General features: G+C 71.2%; 20 protein-coding genes. 11 read left to right on the top strand and 9 right to left on the bottom strand.

Going from position 1 to position 26,959, the window contains the following annotated elements:
• Nucleotides 1-78 precede the first annotated feature (78 nt).
• Genes fdhF through G6O69_RS14475 form a run of 3 tightly spaced genes read right to left on the bottom strand, consistent with a single transcriptional unit; the run spans nt 79 to nt 4,504 of the window.
• On the bottom strand, nt 79-2,826 hold the full coding sequence (gene fdhF / locus G6O69_RS40150) for a formate dehydrogenase subunit alpha (RefSeq protein ID WP_346017043.1): 2,748 nt from the start codon (nt 2,824-2,826) through the stop codon (nt 79-81).
• Nucleotides 2,819-4,330 (bottom strand): NADH-ubiquinone oxidoreductase-F iron-sulfur binding region domain-containing protein, encoded by a 1,512-nt coding sequence (locus G6O69_RS14480; RefSeq protein WP_172304090.1) that lies wholly within the window; start codon nt 4,328-4,330, stop codon nt 2,819-2,821. The genes fdhF and G6O69_RS14480 overlap by 8 nt, the downstream gene beginning before the upstream one ends.
• A gap of 18 nt (nt 4,331-4,348) precedes the next feature.
• The gene (locus G6O69_RS14475; protein WP_176396829.1) at nt 4,349-4,504 is read right to left on the bottom strand and encodes a hypothetical protein; all 156 of its coding nucleotides are present in this window, start codon (nt 4,502-4,504) and stop codon (nt 4,349-4,351) included.
• A gap of 95 nt (nt 4,505-4,599) precedes the next feature.
• On the opposite strand from G6O69_RS14475, the gene G6O69_RS14470 reads away from it, so the two are divergent.
• The 4 genes from G6O69_RS14470 to G6O69_RS14455 all read left to right on the top strand — a co-directional run bounded on the left by G6O69_RS14470 (nt 4,600) and on the right by G6O69_RS14455 (nt 7,439).
• Nucleotides 4,600-5,196, top strand: coding sequence for a sigma-70 family RNA polymerase sigma factor (locus G6O69_RS14470; RefSeq protein WP_176396828.1), 597 nt, complete (start codon nt 4,600-4,602; stop codon nt 5,194-5,196).
• Nucleotides 5,193-6,032 carry a hypothetical protein gene (locus G6O69_RS14465; protein ID WP_172304088.1) on the top strand — a complete coding sequence of 280 codons (840 nt, stop codon included), beginning with the start codon at nt 5,193-5,195 and terminating at the stop codon, nt 6,030-6,032. The genes G6O69_RS14470 and G6O69_RS14465 overlap by 4 nt, the downstream gene beginning before the upstream one ends.
• Before the next feature lie 34 nt (nt 6,033-6,066).
• Nucleotides 6,067-6,951 carry a radical SAM protein gene (locus tag G6O69_RS14460; RefSeq protein ID WP_172304087.1) on the top strand — a complete coding sequence of 295 codons (885 nt, stop codon included), beginning with the start codon at nt 6,067-6,069 and terminating at the stop codon, nt 6,949-6,951.
• 89 nt (nt 6,952-7,040) lie between these two features.
• Nucleotides 7,041-7,439: a hypothetical protein gene (locus G6O69_RS14455; RefSeq protein ID WP_172304086.1), complete on the top strand. Its 399-nt coding sequence runs from the start codon at nt 7,041-7,043 to the stop codon at nt 7,437-7,439.
• Between the two features lie 8 nt (nt 7,440-7,447).
• Here the strand turns inward: G6O69_RS14455 and G6O69_RS14450 are convergent, their stop codons facing one another.
• Together G6O69_RS14450 and G6O69_RS14445 are read right to left on the bottom strand one after the other, a co-directional pair.
• Nucleotides 7,448-8,374 (bottom strand): calcium-binding protein, encoded by a 927-nt coding sequence (locus G6O69_RS14450; RefSeq protein WP_172304085.1) that lies wholly within the window; start codon nt 8,372-8,374, stop codon nt 7,448-7,450.
• Nucleotides 8,375-8,464: 90 nt separating this feature from the next.
• Nucleotides 8,465-10,792: a M28 family peptidase gene (locus tag G6O69_RS14445; RefSeq protein WP_172304084.1), complete on the bottom strand. Its 2,328-nt coding sequence runs from the start codon at nt 10,790-10,792 to the stop codon at nt 8,465-8,467.
• Nucleotides 10,793-11,108: 316 nt separating this feature from the next.
• Here G6O69_RS14445 and G6O69_RS14440 point away from each other — a divergent pair, with 316 nt between their 5' ends.
• From G6O69_RS14440 to G6O69_RS14425, 4 genes are all read left to right on the top strand, one after another.
• The gene (locus tag G6O69_RS14440; RefSeq protein WP_176396827.1) at nt 11,109-11,462 is read left to right on the top strand and encodes a helix-turn-helix transcriptional regulator; all 354 of its coding nucleotides are present in this window, start codon (nt 11,109-11,111) and stop codon (nt 11,460-11,462) included.
• 305 nt (nt 11,463-11,767) lie between these two features.
• Nucleotides 11,768-13,924 (top strand): YgiQ family radical SAM protein, encoded by a 2,157-nt coding sequence (locus tag G6O69_RS14435; protein WP_172308233.1) that lies wholly within the window; start codon nt 11,768-11,770, stop codon nt 13,922-13,924.
• A gap of 57 nt (nt 13,925-13,981) precedes the next feature.
• Nucleotides 13,982-15,526 (top strand): proline--tRNA ligase, encoded by a 1,545-nt coding sequence (proS, locus tag G6O69_RS14430; RefSeq protein WP_172304083.1) that lies wholly within the window; start codon nt 13,982-13,984, stop codon nt 15,524-15,526.
• A gap of 210 nt (nt 15,527-15,736) precedes the next feature.
• Nucleotides 15,737-16,045 carry a hypothetical protein gene (locus G6O69_RS14425; RefSeq protein ID WP_172304082.1) on the top strand — a complete coding sequence of 103 codons (309 nt, stop codon included), beginning with the start codon at nt 15,737-15,739 and terminating at the stop codon, nt 16,043-16,045.
• 158 nt (nt 16,046-16,203) lie between these two features.
• Here the strand turns inward: G6O69_RS14425 and G6O69_RS14420 are convergent, their stop codons facing one another.
• The gene (locus G6O69_RS14420) at nt 16,204-16,875 is read right to left on the bottom strand and encodes a hypothetical protein (protein WP_172304081.1); all 672 of its coding nucleotides are present in this window, start codon (nt 16,873-16,875) and stop codon (nt 16,204-16,206) included.
• A gap of 37 nt (nt 16,876-16,912) precedes the next feature.
• Nucleotides 16,913-17,470, bottom strand: a complete 558-nt coding sequence (locus tag G6O69_RS14415) for a hypothetical protein (RefSeq protein WP_172304080.1) — start codon at nt 17,468-17,470, stop codon at nt 16,913-16,915.
• 183 nt (nt 17,471-17,653) lie between these two features.
• On the opposite strand from G6O69_RS14415, the gene G6O69_RS14410 reads away from it, so the two are divergent.
• The 3 genes from G6O69_RS14410 (at nt 17,654) to pruA (ending at nt 23,281) form a co-directional block, all read left to right on the top strand.
• Complete coding sequence (locus G6O69_RS14410) at nt 17,654-18,460, top strand: SDR family oxidoreductase (RefSeq protein WP_172304079.1); 807 nt, start codon at nt 17,654-17,656, stop codon at nt 18,458-18,460.
• Nucleotides 18,461-18,593: 133 nt separating this feature from the next.
• The gene (locus tag G6O69_RS14405) at nt 18,594-21,617 is read left to right on the top strand and encodes a serine/threonine-protein kinase (protein ID WP_172304078.1); all 3,024 of its coding nucleotides are present in this window, start codon (nt 18,594-18,596) and stop codon (nt 21,615-21,617) included.
• Nucleotides 21,618-21,649: 32 nt separating this feature from the next.
• A complete protein-coding gene (gene pruA / locus G6O69_RS14400) occupies nt 21,650-23,281 on the top strand; it encodes an L-glutamate gamma-semialdehyde dehydrogenase (protein WP_172304077.1) in 1,632 nt (543 codons plus the stop codon).
• On the opposite strand, the gene G6O69_RS14395 is transcribed toward pruA, so the two are convergent.
• Entirely contained in the window at nt 23,278-23,895 is a 618-nt protein-coding gene (locus tag G6O69_RS14395) for a dihydrofolate reductase family protein (protein ID WP_172304076.1), read from the bottom strand. The two genes, pruA and G6O69_RS14395, sit on opposite strands and share 4 nt — an antisense overlap.
• Nucleotides 23,896-23,897: 2 nt before the next feature.
• On the bottom strand, nt 23,898-26,876 hold the full coding sequence (locus tag G6O69_RS14390) for a transglycosylase domain-containing protein (protein ID WP_176396826.1): 2,979 nt from the start codon (nt 26,874-26,876) through the stop codon (nt 23,898-23,900).
• Nucleotides 26,877-26,959 lie beyond the last annotated feature (83 nt).

Below are 26,959 nucleotides of genomic sequence, written 5' to 3'. Positions count from 1 at the left end.
CCCGAATTCATGACTTCCCAAAAGATAAGTCACGTGCTTAATTTATCAAATCCAATTAATTTGATCAGAGTTTAGCGGCTACTGCGCCGCCTCGCTCCCGTCGGCCTCCGCCGCCTCGACCCGCACCGCGCAGACCTTGTACTCGGCCGTCCCCGTGGTCGGATCCCCGGCGTCGTTGGTCAGGTAGTTGGTGTTCGCGTCCCCAAAGTGCAGGGGCATCCACACGCAGCCCCGGCGCATGCGCGGGCTGACGTTGACCCGGGCGAGCACGGTCCCGCGCCGCGAGCTGACCCGGACGAGCTGACCGTCCGCGAGGCCGCGCCTGCGCGCGTCCTTGCGGTGCATCTCGATGAAGTTCTCGGGCTGGCGGGCCACGGCCCCGGAGCTGCGCCGGGTCTGGGTCGCGGCGTTGTAGTGGTAGAGGGTCCGCCCGGTGCTGAGCAGCAGCGGGTACTCGTCGTCGGGGAGCTCTTCGCTCGGCCGGTAATAAGCGGCCTGGAACTCGGCCTTGCCCTTGAGCGGGCCGTCGCCGTGGAGGAACTCCGTGCCCGGGTGGCTGGGGTCGGGGCAGGGCCACTGGATCCCGCCCTCGGCGTCGATGCGCCCGTGGCTGATGCCCGCGAACTTGTCGCACAGCCCGGCCATCTCGGCGTAGACCTCGGCGGGGCTGTGATAGTCGGGCATCGGGTAGCCGCAGGCCCGGGCGACGTCGCAGAGGATCTGCCAGTCGGCGCGGGCCTGGCCCGGCGGGTTGACGGCCTTGCGCACCCGCTGGACCCGGCGGTCGGAGTTCGTGAACACGCCGTCCTTCTCGGCGAAGCAGGTCGCCGGGAGCACGACGTCGGCGAAGCGCGAGGTCTCGTTGAGGAAGATGTCCTGGACGACCATGAAGTCGAGGGCGTTGAGGCCCTGCTCCATGCGCGAGGCGTTGGGCTCGGACAGCAAGATGTCCTCGCCCATGACGTAGAGCGCCTTGACCTCGCCGCGCATCATCGCCTTCATCATGACGTTGAGGTTCATGCCCTCGTCGCCGCTGAGCGCCACGCCCCAGGCGCGCTCGAATTTCTCGCGCGCGGCGGGGTCGTCGACGCGCTGGTAGCCGGGGTAGAAGATCGGGCTGGCGCCGGCGTCGTTGGCCCCCTGGACGTTGTTTTGCCCGCGCAGGGGGTTCATGCCCGAGGCCCGCACGCCGAGGTGGCCGGTCATCAGCACCAAGTTGGCGAGCGAGTGGACGTTGTCGGTGCCGTGGGTGTGCTCGGTGATCCCCAGGGTGTAGTAGACGCCGGCGTGGCGCGTGGTCGCGTAGGCACGGGCGGCCTCGCGGATGTGCTCGGCCGGCACCGTGGTGATCGTCTCGGCCCACTCGGGGGTGGTCTCGCGGGTCGCCTCGCGCACGGCGGCGAAGCCCTCGGTGTGCTTGGCGATGAAGTCCTCGTCGCACAGGCCCTCGGCGATGATCACGTGGATCATCGCGTTGAGCAGGGCCACGTCGGTGCCCGGCTCGAGCTGGAGGTGGCGGTCCGCGATCTCGGACAGCCAGATCTTGCGGGGGTCCGCGACGATCAGCTTGGCGCCGCGCCGAACCGCCCGCTTCATCTCCATGGCGATGATCGGGTGGGCCTCGGTGGTGTTGGAGCCGATGACGAAGAGCAGCTCCGCTTCACGAATCTCGGGGATCGAGTTTGTCATCGCCCCCGCGCCGAACATGGTCACCAGACCGGCGACCGTGGGAGCGTGTCATGTCGCGGCGCACTGATGGCAGTTATTCGTCCCGAACGCGGCCCGGGACAGCTTCTGCATCAGGTAGTTCTCTTCGCCGGTGCAGCGGCTCGAGGACACGAAGCCGAGGGCGTCGGCGCCGTGGCGCTGCGCGACCCGGGTCAGCCCCTCGGCCACGCGGCGCATGGCCTGCTCCCAGGTCGCGGGGTGCAGCTCGCCGTCCTCGCCGCGGATCAGCGGCTCGCGCAGGCGGTCCTCGTGGTGGATGAACTCGTAGCTGAAGCGGCCTTTGACGCAGAGGTTGCCGTCGTTGACGGTGGTCCCCGGCGCCGGTGAGGTCACGCGCACGACCTCGTCGCCCTCGACGTGGAGGTCGAGCTGGCAGCCGACGCCGCAGAAGTTACAGGTGCTGCGGACCTTGGTGGCCGCCTGGGGCAGGCGCGTGACCGAGGGCTTCTCGGTCATCGCCCCCGTGGGACATACGGCGATGCAGCCGCCGCACAGCTCGCAGGAGGTGTCGAGCAGGCTGCGCTGGTCCGCGGTCCCGATCGTCGTCCCCGCGCCGCGCCCGACCAGGGCGATCGCGCTGACCGCCTCGACCTCGTCGCAGTAGCGCACGCACAGGCCACAGACCACGCAGGACTCGGGGTCGAACTGGATGTAGGGGTTTTGCTCGACCTGGGCGTCACGGGCCAGGCGCGGGGCCTGGATCGGGGGCAGCTGCGGGCCGGTGCCGTAGCTGTCGACGTAGTCGGCGAGGCGATCGTGGACCCCGCGCGAGACCGGGCGGCCGTCGACGTCGAGGCGGTGGTCGGCCTTGTAGAGCGAGAGCAGGCCCTTGCGGTGGCGGTCGACCCGGTCGCTGTCGGTGCGCACGACGAGGCCCTCGCTGGCCGGGTAGGCGCAGGAGGGGTGCAGGCGGCGCTGGCCCTCGACCTCGACGAGGCACATGCGGCAGCAGCCCGCCGGCGCGACGCGGTCGTCCATGCACAAGGTGGGCACGTGGATGTCGAGGGCCCGGGCGGCGTCGAGGAGCGTGGCGCCCTCCTCGACCTCGACCTCGCGGCCGTCGACGGTGAGCGTGATCGTCTTTTTGGACTCAGTCACCAAAGTCCTCCTGAAAGTATGCGAGCGCCGAGGTCAAAGGCGCGCTGGCGACCATGCCCAGGCCGCAGATCGAGCCGGCGTCCATCTCCCAGGCGACGGCCTCGACGTTGGCGAGGGCGGAGCGGTCGCGGCCCTGCTCGAAGAAGCGATCGATGGCCTGACGCTGGACCCGGCAGCCGATCCGGCAGGGCGCACACTGGCCGCAGCTCTCGTCTTCGAAGAAGATCTGCTGCCAGCGCGCGGCCTCGGCCATGTCGACGGTGTCGTTGAGCACGACCACGCCGGCGCTGCCGAGCATGCTCCCGCGCTTGGCGAGGCCGCCAAAGTCGAGTGGTTGGTCGCGCATGCTCGCGGGCAAGAAGCCCGACGAGGCCCCGCCCGGCGAGAACGCGCGCAGCGTGCCCACGTAGCCCCCGGCGGCCGCGACGAGCTCGTCGAGGCTGACCCCGAGGGGGAGCTCGTAGATCCCCGGGCGCTGGACGTGGCCCGAGACGCAGTAGAGCTTGGTGCCCGGCTCGGTCCGCCCCAGGGCCCGAAACCACTCGCCGCCGCGGCGGATGATCGCGGGCACGCAGGCCAGGGTCTCGACGTTGTTCATCAAGGTCGGCTTGCCCCACAGCCCTTTTTGCGTGGGGTAGGGGGGCTTGAGTCGCGGCATCCCGCGGCGCCCCTCGATGGCCTCGAGCAGGGCCGTCTCCTCGCCGCAGATATAGGCGCCGTGACCCTCGACGACCTCGAAGTCGAGCCAGTCGAAGCGGTGCCCGCCGTCGGCGATCGCGGCCTCGAGGGCGCGAATGCAGTCGCGGAACTCTCCGCGCACGTAGATGTAGGCCGTGGACGCGCCGGCGACCCAGGCCGCGATCGCGCTGCCCTCGATCACCAGGTGCGGCCGGTGGATCATGATCTCCCGGTCCTTGAAGGTGCCGGGCTCGCCCTCGTCGGCGTTGACGACGACGTAGCGCTCGAGCTCGGCCTGGCCGCGGACCGCGTCCCACTTGAGGTGGGCGGGGAAGCCGGCGCCGCCGCGGCCCTGGAGCCCGGCGAGCTTCAGCTGCTCGATGACCCAGTCCGGGCCGGCGTCGCGGGCCGTGTCGAAGGCGGCGTAGCTGGGGTCGTCCTCACCCTCGAGGTCGATGGCGAGGTCGTCGCTCGAGGGCGTGCGCGCGCCGCTGGGCGCACCGGGGAGCAGCTCGCGCTCGGGATCGATGGCCGCCGGAGCGCGGTCGCACTGGCCGAGGCAGCTGACCGCCCGCACCGGCGTGCCCGCGGCCTTCAGCGCGGCGATCTTCGCCTCGGCCCCCGCGAGCACGCAGCTGAGGCCCTGACAGACCCGGACCTCGTGCCCGGGCCCCGAGAGCAAGGTGTAGAAGCTGGCGACGCCGTAGACGTCGGCCTCGGGCACCCCGGTCTCTGCGGCCACCCGCCTGGCGACGCCTGGGCGCACGCCGCCGTGCTCTTCGAGCAGCGGCAGCACCACCTTGCGATTCGCGCCCTTCTTCTCCATGCGGTACAGGCCAGTGTATCAGAGCCGGCCCAGCGGCACGGCCGGGCGCGCCGCGTGAGCCATGCCCGTGAACGCCGGAGCGCCGCGCATGATCCTGCGCCAAGACCGTGTGTCCGCGGCGAGTCTCGTGCTCGGCTCGCGGTGGCTGCGCCCAGTCAGGGCGTCGAGCAACACGGTTTTGTGCTGGCATGGAAAGCCACTCCAGCTCCACGCGAACGCGATCGAAAAATATTGATAACGCCCCCGACGTCGGAGCCGTCCCTGGGAAGATGCCCGCGGCCGCAACGCCCTCGCCTGCGCCCATGACCGCGCCCGCCGATCCACCCGAGCGACCCCCGCCGAGTTGGCTGGCCGAGGTCGAGGCCGCGCGGCGCAAGGACGAGCTCGCCTTCGCGGCGCTGCACCGGCGCTTTGGCCCGATGGTCCACGGCCTGCTCCTGGCCCGGGTGGATCCGGCGAGCGCCGACGACCTCACCCAGGAGGTGTTCTTGATCGCCTGGCGTCGCCTCGAGCGCCTGCACCAAGCCGCGGCCTGGCCGACCTGGCTGGCGACCATCGCCCGCAACCGCGCCTACGACCACCTGCGCGCCGGGGCGAGCCGGCCGGGGACGCTGCCCCCGGAGCTGCCCTCGGCCGCGCCCGACCCTGCCCAGCGGACCGAGGCCGAGGCCCTCTTGGCCCACATCCGCGCCCTGCCCGAGGCCCTCGCCGAGCCGCTGATCCTGCGCCTGGTCGAGGGCCTTTCCGGGCCCGAGATCGCCGAGCGCACCGGGCTGAGCCCCGGCTATGTGCGCGTGAACCTGCACCGCGGGATGAAGGCGCTGCGCCAGCGCCTCGCCGACGTCCGCAAAGAGACCCAGCGATGAACGAGGCCGACATGAACGACGCGAACGACTACCTGTGGACCGCCGAGGGGCCCGAGGACCTCGAAGTCGCCGGCCTCGAGCGCGCCCTCGAAGACCTGCGCTGGCGAGCGAGCGCCCTCGCGCTCCAGACCCACCTCGAGCTCGTGGCCCCCGAGCCCGCCGAGGGTCGGGCGCCAGCCTCCGCGAGCGCAGCGAACGCCCGCCCCGCCCAGCCAAGCTCGCTTCAAATCCGCCCCCTCGGCCGCGCCAGCCAGTGGTGGCCGGCCGCGGCCGCGGCGATCGTCGCCGCGGCCGCCGTGACCGTGGCCATGCTCTGGCTGCGACCACCGCCGGCCGAGCTCCTCGACGACGAGCGCCCCATCCCCATCGCACCCGCGGCCTCTCCCCTGCCCCCCGAGCTCGAAGACCCCTTCCCCGGCGCCGCCCCTGCCCTCGAGGATCCCAGCTCGACTGGCAGCGGCCTCGTCGACCCCTTCACGCGGGACCCCCTCCCCTCCTCGGCGCGGACCTACGGCTCTCCGGATCTCAAAGACCCCTTTGCGGCGCCGAGCGAGCGCGGTCCCAAGCTCGAGCCGGAGGCTCGCCGACGAGGCGCTCGCAATTCCAGGCCCGCGCGCCCCTCATCTTCACCGCGCGCGCGCTACCCCGAGCTCAAAGATCCCTTCGCCGAGCGCAGCGCGACGACGCCCGCGGCCCCGCCCGCGCTCGGGGAGGATCCCCAGGCCATCGGCGACGCGCAGCGCAGCACCGGCCAGCTCTTCGATCCCTTCGCCGCCCAGCCCCGGCCCACCGCGCTGCGCGGGCCCGAGATCAAAGACCCCTTCTCGGAGCGCTGAGCGCGTCCGCCCCCTCGGGTATGCTCGCGCCGCCATGGACTACGTCGGCCGCATCTACCGACCCCCGAGCGAAGCCCACAGCTTGCTGCTCCAGGTCACCTTGGGCTGTAGCCACAACCGCTGCGTCTACTGCGACATGTACCGGGACAAGCAGTTTCGGCCCAAGCCCTGGGAGACCATCGAGGCCGACCTGCGCGAGGCGGCCGCGGCCGGACGCAAGGGCTTTCGCAGCGACAAGGTGTTCTTGTGCGACGGCGACGCGCTGATCCTCGGCCAGCGTCGGCTGCTCCAGATCCTCGCGGGGATCCGCGAGCACCTGCCCTGGGTCACCCGCGTGGGCACCTATGGCGACACCCGCAGCGTCGGGCGCAAGTCCGTCGAAGCGCTCGGCGAGCTGCGCGCGGCCGGCCTCGGCATCGTCTATCACGGCATGGAGACCGGCTCCCCCGCGGTCCTCGAGCGCATCGACAAGGGCGGCACGCGGCCCGAGCTGATCACCATGGCCGACAAGCTGCGCGCGGCCGGGCTGACCCACTCGGTGATCGTGCTCCTGGGCATCGGCGGCGTCGCGCTCTCGCAGGAGCACGCCCGCGAGACCGCCGAGGCGCTCACGCGCATGGACCCGCCCTTCGTCGGGGCCCTGACCACGACCGTGGTCCCCGGCACCCCGCTGTGGGAGATGCAGACCCGCGGCGAGTTTCAGCTGCCCAGCAAGTTCCGCATGCTCGAGGAGCTGCGCGAGATCGTCGCGCACAGCGAGTTCTCGCGCTGCCGCTTCTCCAGCAACCACGCCAGCAACTACGTGCCGCTGCGCGGGACCTTGCCCCAGGACAAGGCGGCGATGCTCTCGGTCCTCGACGAGATCATCGCCCGCGGCGACGAGCGCCTGCTCAAGCCCGAGCACCTGCGCAGGCTGTGAGCCCATTCTGAACTGGCTGCGCTTACTTGGGGCTTCTCAGTGCGGAGCAAACTTCTTCGCTGTGGCTCCGACTGCCCTCCCGGAGTCACATGAATATAAACACAGCCTACCTAACGGACTGCTCCTTCCACGCATATGATGCTTTGACCAGGATCATAGAGGAAAATGCCGGAAAAAATAACTTGTTCAAGATTGGAATGTCTGTGGCTCCAGTCCGGAGAGTCACCAATATTAGGGCTGCATTCAACAAGCCCAGATACACGGGAAAAATGAACATCACCTACAGATGGGGCGTCGGAACACTGTACATATTATACTATACTGAAGAACGCTACAGATGCCAAAACGTCGAGAGATCGTTCATAACGCACCTCAAAAACATTGCAGGTAAATCATGCTTGAACGCCACCGGCGGCGGCGGTGGTCGCCCCGGAACCGGGACTCACTTCGTCTACCTGGCCCATGGTCACCTCAAGCCTGCGAACTGAATCAACGCTCACTGGCAGGCCAGGTAGACGTCGACGACCTCGCCCACCTGCACGCGCCCGCCCGCGCCCACGAACTCGAAGCTCGAGCGCTCGCGCCCGCAGTTGCCCCGGGCGTCGCACTGCTCGCGCACGCCATAGTCCAAGCTGATCCCCTGGACGCCCTCGTCGGCGAGGCTGGTCAGCTCGTGGGGCAAGGAGCGCTTGTCCGCGTCCCCGTCGCGCCACACCAAGAGCTCGCCGAAGCGCGCGTCGAGGGCGTCGACCCGGCCGTCGCCGTTGTCGTCGAAGCTCGCCAGGGCGATGAAGCCGTTTTGCGCGTGGCGCCCGGAGCCGAGCACGCTGCCCGAGCCAAAGAGCTCGTGGCCGCCGTCGATGAACCCGTTCTTGTCGAGGTCGACGGCCAGCCAGGGGGTGCTCGCCGCCGGCCAGTCCGTGTCGAGGCAGATCCCCGCGCCCGAGATGTCGAAGGCCGCGCTGCTGGTCAGCATCTCCACGGGGGCCGCGTCGAAGCTCAGGACCAGCGGCGTGTTGCAGTCATCCGCGTCCCACACGGGCACGCCCTCGTCGTTGATGATGCAGTCCTGGTAGATGCCGAGCTCGACGTCGCACACGTTGGTCTCGCCGGGCATGCACTCGAAGTCCTCGAGGCAAGGTCCCCAGGTGGTCTGCGGCCAGCCGCCACAAAACTGGGTGCCCGAGCCGTCCTCGCACTCGCGCATCTGGCCGGCGCCGCTGCAGGCCTCGGCCTCCTCCTCTTCGGACTCCTCTTCGGCGTCCTCTTCGGCGTCCTCTTCGGCGTCCTCCTCGCCCTGGAGCTGCTCGTCGCCGTCCGCGACGTCCTTGTCGAGGACGATCGGCCCGGGGTCGCAGGCCGTGGCGGCCAGGCTCAGGATCATCGAGGAGGCGAGGGTGAGCGTCTTGGGCAAGCGAAGCATGGCGTCGGTCTCTGCCTGGGAGGTGCCACCGCCGCTCGGGATCGATCACCCAAACCGCGGATCCGTCGCGTATGCCCTCTCTGGGCGCTCTCACAGGGGCTGGGACTCGAGTACGATCTCGCGGTCGCCAGTTTGGATCGGGGCGATCCACGCGGCCCGAGCACCTCGCACACGCGCCACGGTCTCCTGCCCCGAGGGCAGCGCCAGGCAGCTGTCGGCGGTGTGTAGCTCGACCGGCGCGGCGCCCTCGAACTCCAAGATCAGCTCGGCCCCGGCCGCGGGCATGCCCCGGAGATTCACCCCGACCAGGCCGCCGGGGAGCTTGCGCGGCTCGGCCCAGTCGTCGGCGATCTTCACGGCGCTCAGGCCCGCCGACTCGGGGACCGCGAGCTGTCCCCAGAGGCAGCCCCGACCCGAGCGCAGGTGACCTCGCACCCGCCGCCCCGTGCCCGTGGCCTCGACCTCGACGGCCTCGAGGCGCAGCCCCGCCGGGGCCTCGGCGGCGAAGCGCGGCCCGGCGAGCAGGCTGCCCCAGGTCCAGGCGCGGCGCGGGCTCGGCTCGTGGGCGAGCGCCATGGCGTCGAGCTCGTCGGCGGGGGGCATGTAGCCGTAGACCTCGGCGAAGAGCTGGGCTTCTCCCTCTTCCCCCCCCTCTTCCCCGTAGACCGCGATCAGCGAGAGCGGCAGCGCGTGGTCCTCGGAGAACACCGGCATGAACCCAGCGATCACGGCGGTGAGCGTGGCCAGGCCCAGGGCGCCGGCGGGCGTCCACGCGCGCAGCCGTGGCCAGCGCGCCACGCAGCTCGCGAAGATCCCCAGCGTGGGCAGCAGCGCCAGACACAGCACCGCCCCCAGGGCAACGGCCAAGGTGAAGCCAAAGGCCTCGGCGAGGGCCAGCGCCAGGTCGAAGACCAGCCAGGCCACGAGCAGCGCGGTGGCTAAGTCGAGGGCCGCCCGCCCGCCGGGCGTAGCCAGCCGCGGCCAGGTCACCGGCAGCAGCGGCAAGGCCGCGGCCGCGGCGAGCAGGCCAAAGACCATCACGCCTCCGGGGAGCAGCGCGGCCACGAGCAGCGCGAGCAGGCTCGCCCACGCGGCCGAGGCCACGCGCAGCTGGTCCGCCGTGCAGCGCTCGCCGACCAGCGCGACCAGGCCAGCACCGGCCGCGAGCGCGCCCAAGACGAAGGCCAGCCAGCGCGGCCAGGGGTGGAGCACGATGCCGATCTCGCTGCCAGAGAGCGCCTGCATCAGCATGCCCAGGAGCTGGTCGACCCCCGCGGCGAGGACCAGCGCGGCCAAAGGCAGGACCAAGGCGAGGCCCAGCCCCCGCCTGCGGACGCGCTCGCGACGAAGCGCGAAGATCGTCGCGGCGACCACCCCGAGCATCAGCAGCGCGGCCAGGGGAAGCCCCAAGAACCCGGGCATCCGCGGGACCACACCAAAGGCGGGGTGGTAGATGGCGTCGCCCTCGGGCGGCGCGGCGCCCAGGTCCACCGCCGCCAGGCCGCGGGTCGCCGCGAGCACGTTGTCGCCCTGCTGCTGGAGCGAGCCCACGCTCAGGTGCTCGAAGTCGTCGCTCGGCCGGTGGTAGTGCTCGAGGCCGCCGATGAACGCGAAGTTGAGCCCCGACATGCCCGCCTCGCCGAAGATCGTCAGGTCCGTGTCGTTGGGCATGCGCTCGTAGATCGCCGCCGAGAGCGAGCTCGGCTTGGGCTCGAGGCCCCCGGCCTCGCCCAGGTAGGCCGCGAGCATCCACGCGCTCTCGCCCTTGGTCTCGAACATCCGCGACGGCCCGCGGGCGCCCCGGGCCTCGGTGTTGACGACCACGGCCACGCGCTCGGCGAGGGGGTGGTGGCGGACGAAGGCCAGCGCGCCGAGCAGGCCGACCTCTTCGCCGTCGTCGATCAGCAAGACCACGGGGCTTTGCGGCGGCGGCCCGGCGAGCAGCGCCCGGGCGCTCTCCAACACGATGCCCACGCCGCTGCCGTCGTCGCCGATGCCCGGGCCCGCGGGCACCGAGTCGTAGTGCGCGGCGATCATCACGGCCGGCGCCGCGGGGTCTTCCTCCGCCCCGGGGATCACCGCGATCACGTTGGCGACCCAGCCGCAGACCGAGCCGTTGCAGACCACCCGCTCCTGGACCTCCGGCTCGAGGCCGAGCGCGCGCAGGGCCGCGACGATGCGCCCGCGGGCCGCCGCGTTCTCCGAGCTGCCGATCGGGTGCGGCGCGGCCTCGCCCTCGGGCGCGAAGATCCCCTTCATGGTCTCGAGCGCGCGCCCGGCCGAGAAGCGCTCGGGCGCCGCGTCGGCCGCGAGCGGCGCGGGCGGGCGGACACCGAGCAGCGCGAGGGTGACCGCCAACACCAAGCTCGCGAGGGTCATCGCCGGGAGGCCACGCCAGGTCTCGTCGCTCGCGCCCATGGACCAGCCCTACTAAACACCCGGACCAAGCCCAAGAGCGAGGTCGTGCTTTCTTCGGGAGGTGAATTCTCCAGCGCGCAGAACACGCAAAGCGGCGACAATTCCGGTGACCATTGGTGACGCCTGGTTCGGCGTCACCGGACGAACCGTTCCCCGGCGCAAAAGCGCCCTCAGACGCCCTTCGTGACCAATTTTGCCCCCGACCCAGCGGTTGGCTCGGAGACCCACCGGTGTCGCTGCGGTCCCTGACGGTCCGGGGGGTCAGGACGCATCTTGAAGGCGTGAGGGCGACGCCCCCACCCGAAAGACACCGACGATGAAGACCTCCACCGCCTCCGCCTCCGCCTCCGCCGCCTCCTCCTTCTCCTCCAAGTTCGCCGCCCCCGCCCCCGTCCGCCGCGACGCCCCCGTCCGCCTGAGCACCGTCATCACCGCGCTGATGCCCGGCCTCGTCCACACCTTCGAGTTCAGCGTGATCGAGCAAGACGTGCTCCAGCTCGTGCTCATGGGCCGCGACAGCGAGACCATCGCCCGCCGCCTCGGGATCACCGCGCGCTCCGCCCGCTGGCACATGCACCGCGTGTTCACCAAGACCGAGACCGAGAGCCGCGAGGCCCTCGTCCACCTCGCCCTTCGCCTCAGCGACGAAGGTGAGCGCGCCCAGGCCTGAGCGGCGGCGGGGCTCCCCTGCCCTCTTCATCTTCAGCTCTCGTCTTCCCGCTTCTCTCCCTTTCTTTCCCTGGCTTGCTTCGCTTCTCCCTCTGGCTTTCTTCGCAGCGCTCGAAGCCGAGCCGCGCGTCCCTGCCTCGCGGCTTTGCGCTGCGCCCGCCTGCACCAAAGCTCCGCCATACCGAGCACAGCGCGAGCTTCGGGACGCCGGTCTTCGCCCTGAGACAGGCAGGAGCGCGTCCAGACACGCCTCGGGACTTGAATTCGGGCCGGTCGCCGCTCTAGGGTCCGCCGGTGACTGCCCATCTGAGCGCGCCGCCCTTGTTTGGCCGGCGAAAGTACTGGGCCAAGCGCTTCGGCGTCGCTCCCTTCTTGCCCACCACCCGGGCCGAGATGGACGCGCTCGGCTGGGACACCTGCGACGTCGTGCTCGTCACCGGCGACGCCTACGTCGACCACGTCAGCTTCGGCGCCGCGGTCATCGGCCGCGTGCTCGAGCGCCAGGGCTTTCGCGTGGGCATCCTGACCCAGCCCGACTGGCGCAGCGTCGACGACTTCATGGCGCTGGGCGTGCCCGCGCTGTTTTGGGGGGTGACCGGCGGCAACATGGACTCGCTGGTCAATCACTACACCTCCGACCGCAAGCGGCGCTCGGACGACGCCTACACGGCTGGCGGCGAGGCCGGTCAGCGCCCCGATCGCGCGGTGATCGTCTACAGCGAGCGCTGCCGCGAAGCCAACGCACTCGCCGTCGAGACCGGCGGCGAGGCGGCGCCCGTGGTCCTCGGCGGCATCGAGGCCAGCTTGCGGCGCATCGCCCACTACGACTACTGGTCCGACAAGGTCCGGCGCAGCGTGCTGCTCGACGCCAGGGCCGACATGCTGATCTACGGCAACGCCGAGCGGGCCATCATCGAGCTCGCCCACCGCCTCGCCGAGCGCGAGCCGATCGCCGCCATCGACGACCTGCGCGGCACCGCCATCGTCCGCCGCGAGCTGCCTGAGGACTTCGTCGAGCTCGACTCCAGCGAGGTCGATCAGCCCCCCGGCCTGGTCCGCCTGCGCCGCGTCCGTCAGCGCGAGACCCCGCGCGAGCGCACGGCCGTGCGCCTGCCCAGCTTCGAGGTCGTGCGCAACGACAAGCTGCTCTACGCCCACGCCTCGCGCGTGCTCCACCAGGAGGCCAACCCGCACAACGGCCGCGCCCTGGTCCAGCGCCACGGCAACCGCGAGCTGTGGGTCAACCCGCCGCCGATCCCCCTGACCACCGAGGAGATGGACGCGGTCTACGAGCTGCCCTTCCAGCGCCGCCCGCACCCGCGCCACGAGCCCGGGGGCAACATCCCCGCCTACGAGATGATCAAGACCTCGGTCATGCTCATGCGCGGCTGCTTTGGCGGGTGCTCGTTTTGCTCGATCACCGAGCACGAGGGGCGGATCATCCAGAGCCGGTCCAAGGACTCGGTGATCCGCGAGATCGAGCTGATCCGCGACACCGTGCCCGGGTTCACGGGGATCATCTCCGACGTCGGCGGGCCCACGGCCAACATGTGGCGCCTGGGCTGCAAGAGCCCGCAGATCGAGGCCTCCTGCCGCAAGCCCTCGTGCGTCTACCCGGGGATCTGCGAGAACCTGCGCACCGATCACAGCGAGCTGATCGCCCTCTACCGCGAGGCCCGGGCCCTGCCCGGGGTCAAGAAGATCTTCGTGGCCTCGGGCCTGCGCTACGACCTGGCCGTGGAGTCGCCCGAGTACGTGCGCGAGCTGGTCAGCCACCACGTGGGCGGCTACCTCAAGATCGCCCCCGAGCACGTCGCCGACGGCCCGCTGAGCAAGATGATGAAGCCCGGCGTGGGCACCTACGACCGCTTCAAGGCGCTCTTCGAGCGCTACAGCGCCCAGGCCGGCAAAAAGCAGTACCTGATCCCCTACTTCATCGCCGCCCACCCGGGGACCACCAACGAGGACATGCTCGAGCTCGCCTTGTGGCTCAAGCAAAACGGCTTTCGCCCCGACCAGGTCCAGGCCTTCCTGCCCTCGCCCATGGCCACGGCCACGGCCATGTACCACTCGGGCCGCAACCCCCTGCATCCGCTCCACCGCGATGTCGAGGGTGAAGGGGGTGAAGAGGGCAGCGAGGGCAGCGAGCGCGTCGAGGTCCCCAAGGGCCTCGAGCTCCGCCGGCTGCACAAGGCCTTCTTGCGCTACCACGACCCCAACAACTGGCCGATGTTGCGCGCGGCGCTCCAGCGCATGGGCCGAGAAGACCTGATCGGCAACGGCAAGCACCACCTCGTGCCCACCTATCAGCCCAAGGGCACCGGCGGTGGGCGCAGCGAGGGTCGCCGGCACAAGAAGCCAAAGGGTCGCAAGCGCAAGCCCGGTCAGCCCCGCCAGCCGCGCGAGGGCACGGCGCTCACGCAGCACACGGGCCTGCCCCCGCGGCGCACCGGCGGGCGTTGAGCCCGAGCGTCGCGGCCGGGCCTTGCGCCCTGGCCTCGATCGGCGACACTCCCCCGCATGTCCCAACAGGGCAAGCAAGGCAAGGGAAAGCAAGGCAAGGGCCAAAAGCAGCACGAGCTCGCGATCACGCCGCGAGCCGAGGACTACCCCAAGTGGTACCAGGACGTGGTCCGCTTCGGTGAGCTGGCGGAGCCGGCCAAGGTCGTCAAGGGCTGCATGGTCATCCGCCCCCATGGCTACGCCGTGTGGGAGAAGATCCAGCGCGACCTCGACGCGCGCTTCAAGGCCACCGGCCACCAAAACGCCTACTTCCCGCTGCTCGTGCCCCAGTCCTTCATCATGAAGGAGGCCGAGCACGTCGAGGGCTTCGCCCCCGAGCTCGCCGTGGTCACCCGCGCCGGCGGTGCCGAGCTCGAGGAGCCCTACGTGATCCGGCCGACCTCCGAGACGATCATCGGCCACTTCTTCGGCAAGTGGATCAGCTCGCACCGCGACCTGCCCCTGAAGATCAACCAGTGGGCCAACGTGATGCGCTGGGAGCTGCGCACGCGCATGTTCCTGCGGACCACCGAGTTCTTGTGGCAGGAGGGGCACACCGCCCACGCCAACCACGACGAGGCCATGGAGGAGGTCCTGCAGATGCTCCACGTCTACGGCGACTTCTCCGAGCAGGTCCTCGCCATGCCGGTGATCCGCGGGATCAAGACCGCCAGCGAGCGCTTCGCCGGCGCGCTCGAGACCTTCTGCATCGAGGCGATGATGCAGGACGGCAAGGCCCTCCAGGCCGGGACCAGCCACGACCTCGGGCAAAACTTCGGCAAGGCCTTCGACGTCAAGTTCCAGAGCGAAGACGGCGAGCTCGACTACGTGTGGCAGACCTCCTGGGGCGTGAGCACCCGGCTGATCGGCGGCCTGGTCATGACCCACGGCGACGACGACGGCCTGGTCCTGCCCCCGCGGGTCGCCCCGATCCACGCGGTGATCATCCCCATCTACCGCAACGACGAGCAGCGCGTCCGGGTCATGGAGGCCGCCGAGCGCATCAAGAACGCCATGGGCGAGATCGACATCGCCCCCGAGCGCGCCCGCTACCGCGACTTCCTGGAGGTCGTGATCGACGACCGCGACATGCGGCCCGGGGCCAAGTTCTACGACTGGGAGCGCCGCGGCGTGCCCATGCGCATCGAGCTCGGGCCCAAGGACCTCGATAAGGGTCAGGTCTGCATGAAGATGCGCATCGACACCCCGGCCTGCTCGGGCAAGCAGTTCCTGGCCGAGACCGAGTTCCTGGCCAGCGTCCGCCAGCGCCTGCTCGACTTTCAAGACGCCCTGCTCGAGGCCGCCAAGGCCCGGCGCGAGGCGGCGACGACCCAGCTCGACACCTGGGAGCAGTTCGAGGAGGCCTTCGCCGGCGACGCGAGCACCTTCGCGTGGTGCCACTGGGACGGGACGGCGCAGACCGAGGCGGCGATCAAGGAGAAGACCAAGGTCACGATCCGCTGCATCCCCCTCGAGGGCCAGGGGCCGGGGCCCGAGGATGGCAAGTGCATCTTCTCCGGCAAGCCGTCCAAGCAGCGCGTGCTGATGGCGAAAGCCTACTGATCTAGACCCCCCGGGGTCTGTGCCTCTCGCCGCGCCGATCTGCTGCTTCGCAGACCTCGAGCCCACTTCCGGCGGGCTCGAGCGGGGAGGCATGTCCTTCGCCTCGGTATGTCGTGACCCCAAAAAGGGGGTCATGTCGCCACTCGCTGGTGGTGTTTGTCGTGGAGGGGGGAAAGTTGGTCTTTCGCTCGGGCGGGATAGACTCGGGGGGTGAGCGAGCCGCTCGAGCATGATCCTCGCACCCTCCGGGCCATCGCCCGGGCCAGGCGGGCGCACGTGGAAGCCAGCGAGGTCTGGACGACCGAGGACGATGAGGACGACCCCGCGGCCGAGGCGGAGCAGCTGGCTCGCGACGCGCTCGCGCACCTCGAGGGCGGGCGCTGGGACGAGGCGCGGGCCTGTGGCGAGGCGGCGGCGGGCCTGGCCGAGGAGCAGGGGGAGGATGTCTGGCGCGAGTTTGCGATCTTGGTCGACGAGGCGGCGGAGACGGGGCGGGCTGCGCCCTCGCCGGGCTCCTAGGAGCCCGTGGTGAAACCCAACACGACACCTGGCTTGGTCTTTTCGCCGAGGGCTTTGTCGCCAAAACTTGCAGTACGCCCGGTACAGCGGCGTTTTGGCTTCGCGCCCTCGACGAAAAACCCGGCGCCAGGAGCCGCGCTGGGTTCCACCACGGGCTCCTAGTTCGCGCCTTCGTCGGTGAACAAGCCGGCCAGCGCGGGGCAGGTCCAGCCCGGGGCGGCGTGGTCGGCCAAGCTGGCCTCGAGCAGGGCTGCGTCGAGCTCTCCGGCGCGCGCGGCTGCCTCCAGCGTCTGGCGGACGGGACCCGACTCGACCGCCTCGGCTGCGCGCTGCATCCAGACTCGAACCCGCGCGCTGGCTTCGACCTCGGCGTCTTCGCCGACCTCGGCGGCCAGGCTGCACAGGGCGTCGACCTGGGCGGTGAGCCGCGCCGTGGCGCCAGGCTCGGTGTCGTCTTCGCCCGCGAGGATCATGGTCATATGAGCCTCCAGGCTCGGACATGGCTCGTCGCCGTAGCCGCGCGCCGCGAGCTCGGCCTCGACATCCTCCCAACGCGTCGCGTCCTCCGAGACCTCTTCCAGGAGCTCGATCGCGTCCTCGTCGAGGGCAGAGACGATCGCCTCGCGGCGCTCGTCGAGGGTCAGCGAACGATCCCCAGCGTGGGCGTCGAACACGGCACAGACCTGCGCCATGATCGACGGCTCGCTTTGTTCGCTCGCTTCGCTCGGTTCCTTCGTCTCGGTCGAGCTCGGGTCTGGAGCACGGCAACCCGCGACGGCGAGCGCCGAGAGGACGACGAAAGAAAGGGCCAGGGCGCGAGGCGTCGCCATGGCGGAACGATATCACCTCGACGCAGGCCGCCGGCTCTCAGCCGTCGAGGTCGAGGAGCGCCAGGCGGAGGTCTCGCAGCAGCTTGCGCTGATGCTCGTCACGCCGGCGCGCGGCGTGGTGCTCGGCCCTGGCCTCGAGGATCAGCGCCTCGATCAAGTTGTCGCGCTGACCCAGGGCCGCGCCCACCTCCCGGCCGCGCGCGGCCTCGTCGTCCGAGAGGCCGTCGAGGGCGGCGAAGTGGAGGATCGCCGAGAGCAAGAAGCGCGCCTCCCGGCCGCCATCCGGGGCGAGCTCGCCGACGTGGGTCGACTCGACCGTCGACTCGTCGAACTCGAGCAGGTGCCACTGCACGGCCTCCGGCAGGCCGAAGCTGCCCATCATCATCTTCATGCCGCGCAGCTCCACGGCGCTCAAGCCATCGGCCGCGGCCACGAACTTGGCGGCCTTGATCAAGTTGAGGTCCGCCTCGAGATCGACCTCCTGGCCGAGGACCTCGCGGGAGTGCGCGCGCACGCTGTCCTCGGCCGCCGTCCGCGTCCCGTCATCGAGGCGCTCGAGCAAGGCGACGGTGGTGTCGATGATTGGGTTGGACATCGAAGCACCACGAGCCTAGCAGGCCGCTCAACGAGCGACCACGACCCCCTCTCGCGCCGGCCGAGGGGTGGGGTCGTGAGCAAGCCCATGTCTTGCAGGCACATTTTCTGACCTCAGGTCACTTGTTTCGTGACCCGAGGTCACTCATAAACATGACCTCGGGTCACGAAAAGAGCGCAAAAGATGTCCACAGCCAACGCCAGCCTCGAAAAGAACGCCCCCCTCGCCCTCGTTACTGGTGCATCCGGTGGAATCGGCCTCGAATTTGCGCGACAGCTGGCCGCAGCGGGGCACGACCTCGTGCTCGTCGCACGCAGCGAAGCCAAGCTACGCGCGCTCGCCGATGAGCTGGAGTCGAGCCACAGCATCCGCGCGCGGGTCGTGGCCATGGACCTCGGCAAGCCCCACGCTGCCAGCGAGCTCGCGGCCGAGCTCGACGCGCTCGGCCTCGCGGTCGACGTGCTGATCAACAACGCGGGCTTCGGGCTCTTTGGCGAGTTCGTGGACACCGAGCTCGACGAGGAGCTGGCGATGATCCAGCTCAACATCGTGGCGCTGACCGAGCTGAGCAAGCACCTCGTGCGCGCCATGAAGGCGCGCGGCCGCGGCCAGGTGCTCAACGTCGCCTCGACCGCCGCGTTTCAGCCCGGCCCGCTGATGGCCGTGTACTACGCGACCAAGGCCTACGTGCTGTCCTTCAGCGAGGCGCTCGCGGCCGAGCTCGAGGGCAGCGGAGTGAGCGTGACCGCGCTGTGTCCAGGACCGACCACCTCGGGCTTTCAGGCGGCCGCGCAGCTCGAGGGCTCGAAGCTGATCAAGGGCAAGATGGCCGGCGCCGCCGAGGTCGCCACCCACGGCATGCGTGCCCTCGCGCGCGGCAAGGCGGTGGCGATCCCAGGCGCGCAGAACTGGATGATCGCCCAGACCAGCCGACTGCTCCCGCGCAAGACCGTCACGCGCCTGGTCAAGCGCGTGCAGGCCCCCGTTTGAGGGGGTGAGTTTTTTCCTCGCGCGAAGGTCCTTCACGCTGAAACCCGAGGCGCGATCGTCGGGTCGACTGGCGCCGAACACTCGGCGCTCCCGGCTGACGATCGCCTGCCTCGAATCGGCTATCATCGACGTCATGGCGGTCGATAGCTTTGGCGCGACGCTCTTCGAGTCGTCGCTCGAGGAGCCTGTCTCCACGCCGGCGCCCGGCAAGCTGGGCGGGCTGCGGCGCGGGGCCAGCATCTCGCGCTATCTGCTGCTCGAGCGCGTCGGCGCCGGCGGCATGGGCGTGGTCTGGGCCGCCTACGATCCCGAGCTCGATCGCCGCGTGGCCATCAAGCTGCTCCGCCCGCGCCGCGGCCAGGGATCCAGCGAGCAAGCGCGCGCCCGGCTGATCCGCGAGGCCCAGGCCATGGCGCGGATCAGCCACCCCAACGTGATCCCCGTCCACGACGTCGGCGAGCACGGCGGGCGGGTGTTCGTGGCCATGGAGTTCGTCGACGGCCAGACCCTCGGCGAGTGGGTCCGCGCCCGCAGCGAGCGCGGCGACTGGCAGACGATCATTGCGATGTTCGCCCAGGCCGGGCGCGGGCTGGCGGCGGCCCACGCCGCGGGCTTGGTCCACCGCGACTTCAAGCCCGACAACGTGCTCGTCGGCGATGACGGCCGGGCGCGGGTCACCGACTTCGGGCTCGCGCGCTCCGTCGACGTCGAGGACTTCAGCGCGGCCAACGAGCAGCCCGCGCCGCGCTCGAGCGCTCGCGCCTCGCTCGGTCCAAACGCACACACCGGGACCGACGAGCACATCGACGATGACACCCTCGCGCCCCCCGAGCAGCTCGAGCTCGTCGAGACCAGCGAGGCCGACCCGCGCGCGGCTCGGGTGCTGCACACGCCGCTGACGCGCACGGGGATGATGCTCGGGACCCCGGCCTACATGGCGCCCGAGCAATTCGCCTCGGGGCGCTTCGACGCGCTCAGCGATCAGTTCAGCTTCTGCGTGGCGCTGTGGGAGGCGCTCTTCGGCGTGCGCCCCTTCGCCGGGCGCACGCTCACCGAGCTCAGCGCGGCGGTGACCGAGGGCCGGATCCAGCCCGGGCCTGAAGACTGCTGCGTGCCCAGCTTCGTCGAGAGGGCCCTGCGCCGCGGCCTCAGCGTGGCGCCGACGAAGCGCTGGCCGGACCTCGAGGCGCTGCTCGAGGTCCTCGAGCACGACCCCAACATCAACCGTCGCCGGCGCCGTCTCGTGCTCGCCGGTGCCCTGACCCTCGGCGCCGCCGCGCTCTTGGCCGTCGTCCCTGGCCTCAGCGCGCGCAACCAGGCGGTCGAGACCCCCGTGCTGTGCCCGGACGCCGACGAGCGCCTGACCGGCGTGTGGGACCAAAGCCGCCGCGAAGCCCTGCACGCCGGGCACACCGACGGGGACCTCGACGAGGCCGCCGCGAGCGCCGAAGACCACCACACCGCGCGCTGGATCGAGTCCGAGCTCGACGCCTACGCGCAGCGCTGGCTGGCGATGCACAAGGACGCCTGCGAGGACACCCACGTGCGCAACGAGCAGTCCGAGGACATGCTCGACAAGCGCATGCAGTGCCTCGAGGAGCGCCGCGAGGCGCTCGCGGCCACCGTCGAGCTGATCGTCGACAGCGGCGACATGGGCGACAGCTTCACCGCCCTCGCCGGGCTGCCCAGCGTCGAGCGCTGCGACGACCGCGACTACCTCGAGGCCCAGCAGCCGATCCCCGACGACCTCGCGCTCGCGGCCCGGGTCGCGGCGCTGCGGGCCGAGCTCGCCCCGCTGCGCGCCCGCGTCGACATCGGCCGCGGCGTCGGGGCCCTCGACGAGCTCGCCAGCTTGGTCGAGCGCACCGAGGCCCTCGGCTACGCGCCCCTGCACGCCCAGGCCCTGGCCGAGTACGCCTTCGCCTCGGCGGTCGAGAGCGAGCCCAGCGAGAGCCGCGACCGCCTCCAGCGGGCGATCGTCGCGTCGATCGAGACCGGCCAGGACGAGCTCGCCGCCCGGGCGGCGACCGAGATGATCTTCGTCCAGGGCTGGAAGCTCCAAAACGTGTCCGCCGGCCTCGGCTGGGTCGGGCTGGTCGAGGCCTGGAACGCGCGGATCAACGCCCCGGCCCCGGCCCGCGCCTCGGCCAAGGTCAGCGAGAGCCTCGTGCGCATCGTCGCCGGAGAGGACGGCGAAGAGCAGCTCTACGCGGCCTTGGCCATGCTCGGCGTCGACGAGAGCTTCGCCCAGATCGGCAGCCTCGACGCGACCGCGGCCCACCCCGCCGGCATCGCCCTCAACGTGCTGTCGATCGCCAACAGCTACCGCGGCGAATTCGAGGCCGCCAAGCGCACCAACGCGGCGCTCATCGAGCTGCGCACGCGCTTCTTTGGCGCCGACGATCCCTCGGTCGCGACCTTCACCTCGCACCGCGCCGCGGCGGACTTTTGGCTCGGCAATTGGGCCGAGGCCGCGCGCGTCGACGCCGAGCTGCTCGCCGAGTTCGACAGCCTCGACGATCCCAAGGAGATCGGGCCGCTGCTCGTGGCCTCTCACGCCCTCCAGCACCAGCTCGCCCTGAGCGCGCTGCTCGCTGAGCCGCCGCCTTGCGGCGAGACAATCGAGCTGCTCGCCGACGAGCTCGCCGCGACGCCGAGCTCCCCGATCCACCCTCGGGCCACGGTCGTGCTCGCCACGGCGCGGCGGCGCTGCGGCGCGCTCGATGCCGCCGCGTCCTTGCTCGCCCAGGTCGAGGTCAGCGACCACGCCTACGCGCCGCAAAACCCCATGCTCTGGCTCGAGCGAGGCGCCCAGCACCTCGCTCGCGGGCGCACCGCCGAGGCCCGCGCCGACTTCGAGCAGCTCATCGCCCACGCCGAGACCCTCGATGACGAGGGTCTCCACCCGGACATCGCCCTCGCGCGCCACGGCCTCGGTGAGCTCGCCCTCGTCGGGGGCGACAGCGAGGCCGCGCGCGCCCAGTTCGAGGCTGCGCTCACAATCTGGGATCATCGCCGCCCCGACGGCCATCCCTTCGCCCACGCCACGCTCTCGCGCCTCGCCGAGCTCGCGCCCAGCGACGCCGAGGCACAGAGCTACCGCGCCCGGGCCGAGGGGATCCGCGAGCGAGTCCGCCGAGAGCTCGGCGGCGCGTGATTTTCCCTGGCGGCCCGTGGTATCAGCAGGCCATGTCCGCCTTTGGTGCGCCGTCGATCCCCCTGCCCGTCAACGAACCCGTCCGCGCCTACGCCCCCAGCAGCGCCGAGCGGGCCAGCCTCGAGGCCGAGCTCGACCGCCAGCTCGCGACCCAGGTCGAGGTCCCGCTGGTCATCGGCGGCGAGGCGCTGCGCACCGGGACGACCCAGGACATGGTCATGCCCCACGACCACGGCCACGTGACGGGGACCTGCCACCAGGCCGGCGAGGCCGAGGTCGCCAAGGCGCTCGCGGCCGCCGAGGCGGCGCGCCCGGCCTGGGCCGGCCTGCCCTGGGAGGAGCGCGCGGCCGTGTTCTTGCGCGCGGCCAAGCTGCTCGAAGGTGAGTTCCGCGACCGCATCAACGCCGCGACCATGCTCGGCCAGAGCAAGACCTGCCACCAGGCCGAGATCGACGCCGCCTGCGAGCTGATCGACTTCTTCCGCTTCAACGTCCACTTCCTCGAGCGCATCTACGCCGAGCAGCCGGGCTCGCCCAACACCGGCGAGTGGAACCGGCTCGAGTACCGCCCCCTCGACGGCTTCGTGTTCGCCGTCACCCCCTTCAACTTCACCTCGATCGCCGCCAACTTGTGCGCCGCCCCGGCGATGTGCGGCAACACGGTGATCTGGAAGCCCGGGCCGACGGCGCTGCTCTCGGGCCACGTGATCATGGAGCTGTTCGCGGCCGCCGGCATGCCCCCCGGGGTGATCAACTTCGTGCCCGGGCCCGCGGCCGAGGTCGGCGCCCAGATCATGGCCGACCCGCGCCTCGCCGGCCTGCACTTCACCGGATCCACGGCCACCTTCAAGCTGCTGTGGAAGCAGGTCGCCGACAACCTCGACCGCTACCGCGCCTACCCGCGGGTCGTCGGTGAGACCGGCGGCAAGGACTTCGTGTTCGCCCACCCGAGCGCCGACCCCGAGCGCCTCGCCGTCGCCCTGCTCCGCGGCGCCTTCGAGTTCCAGGGCCAAAAGTGCTCCGCGGCCTCGCGGGCCTACATCCCCGCGAGCCTGTGGCCGCAGCTGCGCGAGCGCCTGGCCGAGGGCATGAAGGCCATGAAGGTCGGCGACGTCCGCGACTTCTCCAACTTCATGGGCGCGGTGATCGACGCGCGGGCCTACCAAAAGCACGCCCAGGCGATCGCCGAGGCCAAGGGTCACGCCGACGTCGAGGAGGTCCTCGGCGGAAAGTGTGACGACAACAAGGGTTACTTCGTCGAGCCCACGGTGATCGTCGCCAAGCGCCCCGACTACCGGACCATGACCGAGGAGCTGTTCGGGCCGATCCTCACGCTCTACGTCTACCCCGACGCCGCGTTCGAGCAGACCCTGAAGATCTGCGACGAGTCGGCGATCTACGGGCTGACCGGGGCGATCTTCGCCGACGACCGCCACGCCGTGGCGACCGCCGTCGAGGCCCTGCGCTTCACCGCCGGCAACTTCTACGTCAACGACAAGCCGACCGGGGCCGTCGTTGGTCAGCAGCCCTTCGGCGGCAGCCGAGCGAGCGGGACCAACGACAAGGCGGGGAGCATCTGGAACCTGATCCGCTGGCTCTCGCCGCGCACGATCAAGGAGAACCTCGCGGCGCCCAAGGACTGGCGCTACCCCTTCATGGCTTAGTCCGGCGACGGAGGCTCGCCCTGACGGACCGGCCCCGAGCGGCGGTAGGTGGCCATGAGCACGCCGCCGCTCGAGGTCTGGACCGAGGCCAGGGTCATCCCCATCGGCCCCGCGCCCGCGCCGAACAGGCGCTTGCCCCCGCCGAGCACGACCGGGTAGGTCAGCACCCGGAACACGTCGATCAGGTCGTGCTCGAGCAGCGACTGGGCGAAGCTCGCGCTGCCGTGGCACTGGAGGTCCTCGTAGCGCGCCTTGAGGGCGTTGATCTCGGCCACCAGGTCGGCGCCGACGCGCTCGGCCGGGCCCCAGGGCAGCGCCGGCTCGCCGCGCGAGCCCACATACTTGGGCAGGCGGTTGAGCGGCCCGCCGATCGGGTGCTCGGGGTCGCGGACCCGGGGCCAGTGCGAGGCGAAGATGTCGTAGGTCCGCCGCCCGAGCAAGAAGGCGTCGGCCGAGGCGTAGGTCTGCGCCATGAACCCGCCGTCGTCGTCGCTAAAGTGCGGCATGACCCAGCCGCCGAGCGAGAAGCCGCCGTCGCGGTCTTCTTCGGCGCCGCCGGGGCCCTGCATGACGCCATCGAGGGAGACAAAAGCAGTGATGGAGAGCTGTCCCATGTTCACTTGGACGAGGCGGGGCCCGAAAATTCATCGCCGATGACCAGGCGCAGCTCGATCTGGGCCTGGCGGCGCCGCGGATCCACCAGCGCTCGCGGCAGCTCGAGGCGCAGCCCGGTCAGCGCGGCCTCGAGGCTGGCTGTGGCGTAGGCGTCGACGCTCGGGTCCTCGCTCGAGCGGGTGATCCGCAGGTGCTCGAGCGAGCCCTCGGCATCCAGGCGCGCACTGAAGCGCAGCTCGGCGCCGGTGCGCGCGGCGACCCGCGGGCTCGATGCCAGGACCCTGCGCCAGACATCCAGGGCGCGGCGCTCGAGGGGGGCGAGGGCGCGAACCATGGCCTGAGGATCGAGCGCGCTGAGCCCCTGCGCCGGGGTGAAGACCGCCACGGACTCGACCTCGACCGCAGAAAAGACCGGCGCCTCGCCGCCGCGCTCGTTGGGGTCGGGGCCGAGGGGGCGCTCGCCGATCGGCCGCCGCCCGCTCGTGGCCCGCTCGCCCCCCGGCTCGGTCTCGGCCAAGAACAGCTCCTCGTGCCAGCGGCTCGGGCTCGCGCAGTTCAGGTAGGGCTCGCGCGCGCGCCACTGCGCCGGCTCGCAGGAGCGAAACAGCCAGCCCTGGGTGCAGCGCTCGGGCTCGTACCACAGCGTCGAGGCGCGACACACCGGCCCGCCGCCGCGGGCGTCGACGAAGGCGTGGCGCAGGGAGTCGGGCTCGTGGAAGTCGCCGCGCGGCTGGTCTTTGCTGGCCGCGCGCATCAGCTCGAGCCAGATCGGCAGGGCCAAGGACGCGCCGCTCTCCTGGGCCCCGAGGCTGCGCGGCATGTCGAAGCCCACCCAGACCGTGGCCGCGAGCTGCGGGGTGTAGCCCGAGAACCACGCGTCGCGGGCTTCGTCGGTGGTCCCGGTCTTGCCGGCGACGGGGCGCCCGAGGGCCGCGGCCTGCTTGCCGGTGCCCTCGCTGACGACGCTGGTCAGCATGCTGGTCAAGAGCGCGGCGAGCTCGGGCTCGACGCCAAAACGCCGCGGCGACGGGGCGCCAGCGAGGGCCACGGGGCGCTCGCCCTGGAGGTCGGCGTTGACCTCGATCCCCAAGATGGCCCGCGGCTCGATGCCGACGCCCCCGCGGGCCAGGGTCAGGTAGGCGGTGAGCAGCTCGAGGGGGGTGAGCTCGCTGGTCCCCAGGGCCAAGGACAGCTGGCTGCCGAGCGGCGCCTCGATGCCGAGGTCGCGGGCGAAGGCGTGCACGGGCGCCGGCCCGACCGCGCGCATCACGGCCAGGGCCACGCCGTTGTCGGACTGGGCCAGGGCCGAGCGCAGGCGCATGGGCTCGCCCGCGGGGCCGCCGTAGCCGGTGCTCGCCGCGGTGAACGCCCGCGAGCGCAGGGCCGCGCCGTAGACCACCGGCTTGAAGGTGCTCCCGGGCTGTCGCCGGGCCCGCCGCGCGTGGTCGAAGTCGCCGCGCTCGAAGCTCCGGCCGCCGACCAACGCGAGCAGCTCGCCGCTGCGCACGTCGGTGAGGATCGCCGCGAGCTCGGGCCCGGGCTCGAGCTCCGCCACGGCCGGGACCCCGCCGCCACCTGCGGCGACGAGCCGCGCCGTGATCACCCCGCCCGCGGGGAAGCGGCGCTCGAGCTCGGCCCGCGGGAGCGCGGCGAGCCTCGCCGGCAACTCGAGCTCGACCGCCTGCCCGCCGACGTGCGCGCGCAGACGCACCTCTGCGCCCTGCCCTGTACCTCCCCCTGCCCCTCCCCCTGCCCCTCCCCCTGCCCCCTCCCCCTGCACCTCGATGAAGCGCTCGCCCGCGTCGGCGAGGATCAGCGTGCGGCGCTGGCCGGCCGCGAGCGCGCGCTCGTCCCGGGCGGCCCTCGCCTCGAGGCGCTGACGCGCGCGCGCGCTCGAGACCCGCGCGTGCTCGCCGTAGCCATGGCGCGCCTCGAGCTCGGCCAGCTGTCGGCGCCCGGCCGAGCGAGCGCTGCGCTGGAGCTCGAGGTCGACGCTGGTCCGCACCGTCGCCCCCAAGGTGGGCAGGGCCTCGGCCCCGTAGCGGCGCTCGAGCTCGGCTTGGGCGAGGGCGACGAATTCATCGGCCTCTCCGATGTGTAGCGAGCGCCCGCCCCGGGCGTGCGCCTGGGCCTGGATCGGCGCGCCCAAGAAAGGCGCGACCGCCTCCTCGTCGGCGAAGCCGTGGGTCACCATCTGCCGGAGCACATAGTCCCGGCGGGCCTCGAGGCTCTCGACGCGGCGGTAGGGCGTGACCACCCCGGGGGCCCGCGGCAGCGCAGCGAGCACCGCCGCCTCGCCGAGGTCGACCTCGGCGGCGTGCTTGCCAAAGTACCAGCGCGCCGCCTCCTCGACGCCGTAGCGCCCCTCGCCCAGGTAGATCTCGTTGACGTAGATCTCGAAGATCTGCCGCTTGCTGAGCACGGCCTCCACGCGCCCCGCGAGGATCAATTCCTGACTCTTGCGCTCCACGCTGCGGACCTGGCTCAGCAATGTGTTCTTGATCACCTGCTGGGTGATCGTGGAGCCGCCTTGGTTGATCTCGCGCCGACGCAACGCGCTGAACACCGCACGCGCGATGCTCGGCCAGTCCAGGCCATCGTGGGCGAAGAAGTCCGCGTCCTCCGCCGCCAAGAACGCGTCGACCAGGTGCTGGGGCAGGGTCTCGTAGGCGACCAGCGTGCGCCGCTCCTCGAACACCAGCTCCCCGATGACTGTGCCGTCGCGAGCGAGCACCCGCGTGACCTGTGGCGGGTGATAGTCGAGCAGCGCTCGCGGGTCCACGTCGTCCGCCTTGCGCCCATACCACCACACCACGACGACCACGGTGAGCGAGCAGAGCACGAGCAGCGCGCTCGTGACTGCGCAGGTCCAGGCCAGCGCACGCAGCCAGCGGGACCGAGTGGGTCCAACGTCCTCGGGGCACCGCTCCCCAGGTGGGGCCTTTGTCGACCCTGACTGCGGCTGTGGCGTGGAATCCATCAAATTGACCCGGGGACCCTCGACGGGTCGCGGCGCCCAGCATATTCCGCTGGTATACGCCCGTGTACCCCTGCTCGCCCCGA

It is taken from the genome of Pseudenhygromyxa sp. WMMC2535, from assembly GCF_011083025.2.
This window is presented reverse-complemented; position numbering and strand designations above follow the sequence as displayed.